This window comes from Flagellimonas halotolerans (assembly GCF_035818535.1).
Classification (GTDB): Bacteria; Bacteroidota; Bacteroidia; order Flavobacteriales; family Flavobacteriaceae; genus Flagellimonas; species Flagellimonas halotolerans.
Genome location: NZ_JAYKYV010000005.1, coordinates 252,956 through 259,600, shown reverse-complemented (window position 1 = coordinate 259,600; position 6,645 = coordinate 252,956). Strand labels below are relative to the sequence as shown.

Annotated in this window: 5 protein-coding genes; 2 read left to right on the top strand and 3 right to left on the bottom strand. The window is 43.5% G+C overall.

Features of this window, described 5'->3' with window-relative positions; all coding sequences use genetic code 11:
* Positions 1-111 precede the first annotated feature (111 nt).
* The 3 genes from VM932_RS08445 to VM932_RS08435 form a co-directional block, all read right to left on the bottom strand.
* A complete protein-coding gene (locus VM932_RS08445) occupies positions 112-828 on the bottom strand; it encodes an energy transducer TonB (RefSeq protein ID WP_326278374.1) in 717 nt (238 codons plus the stop codon).
* A 141-nt stretch (positions 829-969) separates the two neighbouring features.
* Positions 970-2,247, bottom strand: a complete 1,278-nt coding sequence (locus VM932_RS08440) for a serine hydrolase domain-containing protein (protein ID WP_326278373.1) — start codon at positions 2,245-2,247, stop codon at positions 970-972.
* A gap of 101 nt (positions 2,248-2,348) precedes the next feature.
* Positions 2,349-2,966: a deoxynucleoside kinase gene (locus VM932_RS08435; RefSeq protein ID WP_326278371.1), complete on the bottom strand. Its 618-nt coding sequence runs from the start codon at positions 2,964-2,966 to the stop codon at positions 2,349-2,351.
* Positions 2,967-3,291: 325 nt separating this feature from the next.
* Between VM932_RS08435 and metK the strand changes: the two genes are divergently transcribed.
* The gene (gene metK, locus VM932_RS08430; protein ID WP_326278369.1) at positions 3,292-4,545 is read left to right on the top strand and encodes a methionine adenosyltransferase; all 1,254 of its coding nucleotides are present in this window, start codon (positions 3,292-3,294) and stop codon (positions 4,543-4,545) included.
* A 102-nt stretch (positions 4,546-4,647) separates the two neighbouring features.
* On the top strand, positions 4,648-6,582 hold the full coding sequence (locus VM932_RS08425) for a CocE/NonD family hydrolase (protein WP_326278368.1): 1,935 nt from the start codon (positions 4,648-4,650) through the stop codon (positions 6,580-6,582).
* Positions 6,583-6,645 lie beyond the last annotated feature (63 nt).

The window sequence follows — 6,645 nt, the reverse complement described above, 5'->3', positions numbered from 1 at the left end:
CCAAAATAGGAAAATTAAGAGGTCAAAGACACCAAATTAAAAAACCGCCCCATTCTGTGAAATGAGACGGCTTCTTTTTATGCTGTCACCATTGAACGCAGTCGAGATGGATTAGTTTAATTTAAAGGTAATGGGAAGAGAGTATGAAACCTTAACAGGGATACCCCTCTGTTGTCCTGGCTTCATAGTTGGTAATTTTGAAATAATTCGGGCAGCTTCTTCTTCCAGGGATTTATGGGGTCCACGAAGTTGAACATTATCAATACTTCCATCCTTTTCAATGGTGAACATAATACTTACACGGCCTTGTAACCCCATTTCTTTAGCAGGATCAGGATAACGGAAGTTCTTTCTAATGTGCTTTTGAACCATTTCTTGAAAACATTCTCTTTTGTTTTCTTCAGTTTTCTCATTCTCGCAACCTGGGAAAATAGGTGCGTTTTCTACCAAAACAATCGGAATTTCTTCTGTGATTTCTTCCTCTGCAACATCAATACTTTCAATAGCTGTAATCTCTGTATTCTGGTCAGGTTCTATAGCCTCAATTACTGTTTCCTCTATATCTTTATCATCCTCTACAATATCAATTACAGGTGGTGTTTTGATCTTGGGTTTGGGAGGCTCCGGAATTTTAAGTTTGAGGATGGTTGCGTCTTCAATCAAATCCTCATCGACTTTTAGATCACCTACCTCCCAAGCATCATCTGGATAATATGTTTTCCATTCCAGGGCTAAATAAGCCATCAAAAGTACCAAGGTCATCCCTACAAAAAAGTAGAGTAGGCTGTTTCGTCTTACATCAAGTTGTGGATTTTTTTTTGGTTCCATAATTTCAAAGTTTTGGCCTAAAAAGGCATAGTTAATAGTAGTGGGCTCATCCCAACTCTAAACTACTTTGAAAAGGAACCGAAGTAAACCACCAATGAGTCAATGGGGCTTTTTAACGAGGGAACCGAAAAAAAAGTTCTTTTAGTCCACCAATGCCTGATAGATTAAAGCCCTTAATTTTCCATGATCATCAATATCTCCCGAGGGAATCAATTGGGTGAAATAAACCACAACCAATTCTTCTTTTGGGTCTACCCAATAGGAGGAATGGTAGGCACCGCCCCATCCATATTCACCAACGGAACCCAGTGTGCCCCTATCTCCCAAATCCTCAACTACGGAAAAGCCCAAGCCAAACCCAGTACCCCCAACCCAAGGAAAGGTGGCTTTTCCCAGATGGTTTACCGTCATGAGTTCAACTGTTTTGGGGGAAATAATACGTTTTCCGTTAAAAGTTCCTTTGTTGAGCATCATTTGCAGGAATTTGGCGTAGTCCATCGAGGTACTCAACAATCCAGCTCCACCGGAAAAACTCTTTCGAGGGCCTTCCACGTAAGCGCCTTGGCCAACCATGCCCCCGGGATTGGGCGCAGGTTCCAAACCATTTTCCGAAGGGGAATACACTACGGCCAAACGTTCTTTTTTGGCTTCGGGTAGGTAAAAATGAGTATCGTCCATGCCCAATGGGCCAAGAATATTTTCTTGTAAAAAAACATCCAAGGTCTTTCCCGAGACCACCTCGATCAAAGCACCAAGAATATCGGTGTTATAACCATAAACAAATCGTTCCCCGGGCTGTGACTCAAAAGGCAATCCGGCCATTCGGGTAACCGTGGCCAATATGGGCTCTTCCCGGTCTGCGAAATACCATCCTTGTATTTTTGCTTTTTCCCAAAGATCGGCCGCGGTTCCCTCTCCATACGAAACCCCGGAAGTGTGTGTCAGTAAATCGCGGATGGTAATGGGTCTGTTCGCTTTTACAATGTCGTAAGAACCATCATCCTTGCTTACGGCAACCGTTGTCTCCATAAAGGCGGGAATGTACTTGCCCACCGGATCGGTGATCAATAGTTTGCCTTGCTCTTGCAGCATCATGATGCCAACACTTACAATGGCCTTTGTTTGGGAGGCTATTCTGAACATGGAACTATTGGTCATGGGTATATTGTTCTCGAGATCATTCATTCCGAAGGATTCAAAATAGGCAATCTTGCCTTTTCGAGCTACAAGAATTGTGGCCCCCGATAATTCATCCCCATCAATATAATCCTGAAAGGTTTGGGATAAAATTCCCAAACGTTCGGAAGACATGCCAACTTCTTCGGGTGAAACTTTGGTGAGTTCTTGGGCATTAGCGGTAAAAAAGAGGAGGAATGCAAACAGTAAAGTTGCATATTTGGTAGGTTGCATTGTTTTCATGTGACTTAATATTGGTTTGTTTAGCGTGCAAAAGCATCTAAATATACCTAATATTTTGTCCGCAAAGAAGAATTGGGAAAGGTAGTCGAGTAAAAAAGCCCCTACTCGAACAATCCATGAATTTCCCCGTCTATACGATTGATGACTTCTCCTAAATCTTCTGGGTTATCCACAAAATCCAAATTGTCCACATCAAAAATGAGCAGTTTTCCTTTTTGGTAAGTGTTTACCCATGCTTCGTAGCGTTCGTTCAAGCGGCTGAGGTAATCAATGGAAATGGAATTTTCGTAATCACGACCACGTTTGTGAATCTGGTTTACCAAATTGGGGATGGTGCTTCGCAAGTAAATCAAAAGGTCTGGGGGTTGCACCAAGCTCTCCATTAACTCAAAAAGACCTTTGTAGTTTTCGAAATCACGATTGGTCATCAAGCCCATGGCGTGCAGGTTGGGTGCAAAAATGTGGGCATCCTCGTAAATGGTCCGGTCTTGGATCACACTCTTGCCGCTTTCCCTGATTTTTAAAATTTGACGGTATCTACTGTTCAAAAAGTAAATCTGGAGGTTAAAGCTCCAACGTTCCATCTGGTTGTAAAAATCATCCAAATAGGGATTGTCCACCACATCCTCAAAATGGGCTTCCCATTTGTAATGTTTTGCAAGTAAGTTTGTTAAAGTGGTTTTTCCAGCGCCAATATTTCCTGCTACAGCAATATGCATGGGGTGTAAGTGTTTTAAGTTGGTGTTTATGGATTAGGGAGTTTTTAATCATCGCAATATACAAAGTATATCCGCTTGAAGAAAAAAAACCGGTTCAAATGGATGATCTTGCATTGGCTGCAAACAAAGTTTTATAATATGTTCCAAATACGTACTTTTGCGCTTGAAAACGAGGAAAGATTTGACTGATTGCAACCTCGGTATCTTTAATCGGGTACACGAAAAATGCTAAAGCAGTTCGTGCCAACCCCGTTGGCATCTCTTCACCAAGGGTTTGGAACTTCTTCGCACTTTTTTGTCGAATCTTCAATTTTAAAAAAGAGAAATGGCGTATTTGTTTACATCAGAATCCGTTAGTGAGGGACATCCAGATAAGATTGCGGATCAGATAAGTGATGCATTGCTGGATAATTTTTTGGCCTTTGACCCCGAGAGCAAAGTGGCATGCGAAACCTTGGTGACCACGGGTCAGGTGGTTTTGGCCGGCGAGGTAAAGAGCCATACCTATGTGGATTTGCAAAGTATAGCCCGTGAGGTTATCAACAAAATCGGCTATACCAAGGGTGAATATAAATTTAGCGGGGACTCTTGTGGGGTGATTTCATTGATCCACGAGCAATCTCAGGACATCAACCAAGGAGTGGATCGCGGCACCAAGGAAGAGCAGGGAGCGGGCGACCAAGGAATGATGTTCGGTTATGCTACCACGGAGACTGGGAATTACATGCCTTTGGCATTGGATATCTCGCACAAGATTTTGGAGGTGTTGGCCAATTTAAGAAGAGAGGGAACACGCATTCCATACCTACGTCCTGATGCCAAGGCCCAGGTAACGATTGAATATTCGGATGACAACGTCCCACAGCGGATAGATACCATTGTTGTTTCCACTCAGCATGATGAATTTGATTCGGACGAAGCGATGTTGGCCAAGATCAAGGATGATATTATCAACATCTTGATTCCTGAAGTAAAAAAATTATTGCCTGAGAGCATCCAAAAATTGTTCACGGAGAACATTAAATACCACATCAACCCAACAGGAAAGTTCGTGATCGGAGGGCCACACGGTGATGCCGGCCTTACCGGAAGAAAAATTGTTGTGGATACCTACGGCGGTAAAGGAGCCCACGGAGGTGGTGCTTTTAGCGGAAAGGACCCGAGCAAGGTGGACCGAAGTGCGGCCTACGCTGCCCGGCACATGGCCAAAAATTTGGTCGCCGCGGGTGTTGCAGGCGAGATTTTGGTGCAGGTAAGCTATGCCATTGGCGTAGTGGAACCCACATCCATTTTTGTGGATACCTATAACTCTTCCCATGTGGATATGACGGATGGTGAAATTGCCCAAAAAGCATCCGAACTGTTCGATATGCGACCGTTTGCCATTGAAGAGCGTTTAAAACTTCGGAATCCCATTTATTTGGAAACCGCTGCTTATGGCCATTTGGGGAAAGCGCCCAAAACCGTGACCAAGGTTTTTGAATCTCCCTACAATGGAAGAATCGAAAAGGAAGTGGAGCTGTTCACATGGGAAAAATTGGATATGGTGGACAAGGTGAAAGAAAGCTTTGGTCTGTAAACCATCAGTACAAATACATATAAAGGAGCTTCAATGAGGCTCCTTTTTTTATTGGTATACTCCAGCGAACTTTAGTAGTTTTAGCATATCAAAAAAATAAAAATGAGAAGTTCAGTTAGCATCCTGTTTCTAAGTATTTTAATGTTGACGGTGACCGTCAGTTGTAAAAAAACAACCAAGACCGAAACAAAAGCGGTCGACACCTATGTCGCCGACAATTACACCAAAAAAGAAGTGGACATTGAAATGCGGGACGGGGTAAAACTGCATACCACCATTTATTCCCCGAAGGATACCTCCAAAGCGTACCCCATCATCATGCAGCGCACTCCGTATAGTTCCAGACCATATGGGGAGGGTAATTTTAAGACCAAAATTGGTCCCAACGAGCACTTGATGAAAGAAGGGAACATCATCGTTTACCAAGATGTTAGGGGAAGATGGCTCAGCGAGGGGCATTACGAAAATATGAGAGCTTATATTCCCAATAAAACCTCCGATGGCCAAGTGGACGAAAGTTCGGATACCTACGACACCATTGAATGGTTGGTGAACAATGTGGAAAACAATAATGGCAATGTAGGTGTTTGGGGAATATCGTATCCCGGATTTTATGCTACTTATGCCACCGTGGATGCGCATCCAGCATTGAAAGCCGCTTCGCCACAGGCAAGTATAGGGGACTTCTTTTTTGATGACTTTCACCACAATGGTGCTTATTTGTTGAGTTATTTCAGGGCAACTTCCTTGTTTGGAACACCGCGTCCCAATGGTGACCAGCCCATTGATACAGCTTGGTATACCTTGCCAGAACTTCCAACAGAAGATCAGTACCAGTTCTTTTTGGATGCAGGGCCGCTCAAAAACTTGGATTACTTTTTTGAATATGAAACAGCTGACACCCCTACAATGCGTCCCGAAGGTGTTACGGATGATTTCTTTTGGAACGAGTTGAAGGAACACCCGAATTATGATGCCATGTGGCAAAGTAGGGGACTTATCCAACATTTGAAAAATGTGAAGAGCAGTGTGGCCACGATGGTAGTGGGAGGTTGGTTTGATGCCGAAGACCTTTATGGTCCGCTGGAAACCTATAAAAACATTGAAAAGTACAACGAGGGCAACTATAATACCATGGTTTTTGGACCTTGGGACCATGGAGCTTGGGCTAGGACAAAGCAACGAAACACGGTGGGAAACTACTATTTCGGTGATTCCATTTCCTTGTTTTTTCAAAAAGAAATTGAGACGAAGTTCTTCAACCACTTCCTAAAAGGGGAAGGCGATATGGATTCAGGCTTGCCCGAAGCCTATGTGTTTGATACCGGTAGAAAAGAGTGGAAAAAGTATGATGCATGGCCACCGGAGAATGCCACCAAACAAACCATGTACTTGTCCGAAGATCAAGAACTCACTTCCGAGCGGAAGGGAACTACGGGAATTCAGTTTATCAGCAATGTGAGGAAACCTGTTCCCTATTCCGAAGATGTGAAGACCGTTTTCACTCCAAGAAAATACATGACGGACGACCAGCGTTTCGCCGCTCGCCGTTCCGATGTTTTGGTATTTGAAACCGATGTGATGGAGGAAGACCTGACTTTGGCAGGAGATATCCTGGCTAAACTAAAAGTGGCAACCACGGGCACGGCAGCCGATTGGATTGTTAAAGTAATCGATGTGCACCCGGCGGATGCCGAGACCAATGAGGAAATGCAAGACCACCTTAAAATGAGCAATTACCATTTAATGGTGAGGAGCGAGGTGCTCCGCGGTCGTTTCAGGAACAGTTTTTCGGACCCAGAACCGTTCACGCCAAATAAAAAAACCGATGTGAACATCAAGCTTCAGGATGTGTTCCATACTATTAAAAAGGGGCACAAATTACAGATTCAGGTGCAAAGCACTTGGTTCCCGCTTATTGACCTAAACCCGCAGACTTATGTGGAGAATATCTTTAAAGCGGACGAATCCGATTTCAAAACACAGACGCACACTGTTTTTACCGATTCCAATATTGAGTTTACGGTGTTGAAATAAATATTAGAGGTTCGTGGACAGGCTCATTTGGTAAAATTTCTCCAAAAGATTAGGAAAATCAAA